Source organism: Desulfovibrio sp. 1188_IL3213 (assembly GCF_036763145.1).
Lineage (GTDB): Bacteria > Desulfobacterota > Desulfovibrionia > Desulfovibrionales > Desulfovibrionaceae > Desulfovibrio.
The window spans coordinates 1-1,621 of record NZ_JBAIYR010000477.1; the positions used below are offsets into that span (position 1 = coordinate 1).

Sequence of the window (1,621 nt, forward strand, 5' to 3'; positions counted from 1 at the left end):
GCGCGCAATGCCGGGGACAGCCCTTCTGCCCCTGTTCCCGCTCGGCAGGAGGCGTCGCCCGCCCTTCTTTCGCTTGAGGAAAATGAAAGAGCGCATATTGCAAAAGCCCTGCGCCTTTGCGGCGGCAAGCTGTCCGGTCCCGGCGGCGCGGCGGATGTGCTCGGCGTTCCGCGTTCGACGCTGCAGTACCGCATCCGAAAGCTCGGTATCAGTCAGGTTGAATAGTTCGAACAGACGTGCCCCCTCAAGGTATCTGCCTGTCGTTGAAACATAACTGTTGTTTGCGCGCGTAGTTTTTTTCGGACGGGCAACCGGGTCAGCCTTGCAAGCATGGCGTTGAGGTCTGCTTTCCCATCTTGTCGCGAGACAGGAAAAATGTCCGGGCGGGCTTGTGCTGTGCTGTTTCATGGTCTGTGCGGCAAGCCGCCCGTGTTTTTATACCCTTGCCGAGGCATGCCCGCCCCGGCAGAACCACGGGTTTTTTATGGGTTTGACCTCTGTCTGGTCGCCTGGCGGAGGTGCCGGCCATATCCATCACAGCGCCACATCAAAATCAGCCATGAGCTTTCTTGAGTTTCCGCTGGATTGCGCATATGATGCCGCTCTACGTCAAGAGCAATTATGCAGTCGGAGTTCGCATGCTTGAGTATATTCGCGACAAATCGCAATCCCTGGGCGTCAAACTGGCCTTTGGTCTTATCATTCTTGTCTTTGTTTTCTGGGGCGTTGGCAATTTCAACGACCGCAGTGCGGGTACTCTGGTGGCCGTGGTCAACGGCGATCCCATCTCCATGCGGGAGTTTGAGTCGGCCTACCGCCAGGCAGAGGAAAACCTGCTGCGCAGCAATCCCGGTCTGACCCGTGAGCAGCTGAAGCAGCAGCAACTGGGCCGCCAGATACTGCGCGACCTTATTACCCAGGTGCTGCTGTCCCAGGAAGCCGTGCGCACGGGCGTGAGCATTTCTCCGCTGGAACTGCGGGTGGCCGTCGGCAACATCAAGGGGTTCCAGAATGAGAAGGGGCAGTTCGACCCCGAGGTCTATACCCGCGTGCTGGCTGCCCAACGCATGTCTCCCGCCCAGTTCGAGCACGATATGTCCCGCGACCTGCTGCGGCAGAAAATTTTTGCAATGGTCACGGCTCCTGCCTGGGTAGACCCCGCCGAGTCCCAGAAGCGCTTTGAATTTTTGCGCGAAAAACGCGATGTGGACTATATTTTTATTCCTGCCTCGGATTTTGCCTCTTCCGTCAAAGCTTCTGACGAGGAGGTACGGGCCTATTACGAAAGCCACAAGGCGCAGTTTGCCATTCCTGCCAAGGCCGATGTTTCCTACGTGCTCGTCAGCCCGCAGGACATCGTGAAAGCCAGCGGCATAAGCTCCGCCGCTGCCGAAAAATGGTATGCGGAAAATGCCGCCCGTTTTGAACAGCAGGAAGAAGTGAAGGCCGCCCATATTCTTGTGCCTCTGGCTGAAGACGCCTCCGAGGCTGATGTGAAAAAAGCGCAGGAGCAGGCCGCCGCCATTGAGGCCGAGCTCAAGGCCGGTAAAAGCTTTGCTGCCGTGGCCGATGCGCACAACGGTCCCAATGCCGCCGGTCCCGGCGGCGAACCCGGCTGGCA

At 58.4% G+C, this 1,621-nt stretch carries 2 protein-coding genes; both read left to right on the plus strand.

Annotated elements, in window-relative coordinates; genetic code table 11:
* Window positions 1-225 (plus strand): helix-turn-helix domain-containing protein (locus V6C16_RS12775; RefSeq protein ID WP_333543389.1); only part of this gene is annotated, 225 nt, incomplete at its 5' end.
* Between the two features lie 413 nt (window positions 226-638).
* Window positions 639-1,621, plus strand: a 983-nt coding sequence (locus V6C16_RS12780; RefSeq protein WP_333543390.1) for a peptidylprolyl isomerase, incomplete at its 3' end; no start/stop codon positions are given.